This window comes from Acidovorax sp. KPB24-03 (genome assembly GCF_057546605.1).
In genome coordinates this window covers 1-752 of sequence record NZ_BAAJYR010000851.1, presented here as the reverse complement: position 1 = coordinate 752, position 752 = coordinate 1, and the positions used below count along the sequence as shown (strand labels likewise).

At 75.1% G+C, this 752-nt stretch carries 2 protein-coding genes; both read right to left on the bottom strand.

Annotation, left to right across the window (positions count from 1 at the left end):
- Positions 1 to 117: 117 nt before the first annotated feature.
- Positions 118 to 273, bottom strand: a complete 156-nt coding sequence (locus tag AC27KI_RS26435; RefSeq protein WP_487116836.1) for a hypothetical protein — start codon at positions 271 to 273, stop codon at positions 118 to 120.
- A gap of 46 nt (positions 274 to 319) precedes the next feature.
- A partial coding sequence (locus AC27KI_RS26430; protein ID WP_487116835.1) for a helix-turn-helix domain-containing protein occupies positions 320 to 752 on the bottom strand: 433 nt, incomplete at its 5' end.

The following is a 752-nucleotide window of genomic DNA, read 5'->3' as shown; positions in this document are numbered from 1 at the left end:
CCGGCCAGGGCATTTGCTACTATTTTCATAGCTAACAGGGCAATCAATCTCCCGGCGTGCGGCCTGAAAGGTTCGAAAAGGCTGCGAACGCCCCCTTCACCGCCTGCCCGGGCGCCTTCAGTCCAGCAGGCAGGCGGCCACCGCGCCCAGCAGCTCGCCCAGGTCCGCCGCCGGCACGGCGCCGGGCGGGGCGATGTCGCCGTGCAGCAGGCCGATGGCGATGCCGGCGGCCAGGTGGCGCCCCACGGCGTAGGCGGCCTGGCATTCGCGCACGCCGCCGCTCGCGCGGCCCCGTGGGCTGATCGATCGCGCGCTGGCGCTACCCCGGGCCCAGGCCCGCGGGCGACTGCAGGCCCAGAAAGCGGGCCGGGGGCATGCCCACCGCCCGCCGCACCATGGCGCTGAAGGCGCTGGCGCTGTAGCCCAGTTCGGCCGCGATCTGCCCCACGGGCAGGCGCTCGGCAGCCAGCGCCACCGCCTTGGCCAGGATCACCTGCTGGCGCCACTGCGTGAAGGTGCTGCCCAGCTCGGCGCGGAACAGCCGCGCCACGGTGCGCGGGCTGGCCCCGGTGTCGCGCGCCCAGTCCTCCAGGGCCTCGTGGCGCGTGGGGTCGGCCAGCACGGCCTCGCACAGGTGCAGCAGGCGCTTGTCGCGCGGCAGGTCCACGCCCAGCCGCAGGGCGGCGGCGCGGCGCAGTTCCTCGCAGATCAGGGCGCTCAGGTGGCGCTCGCGCCGCAGCAGCTCGGGCGTC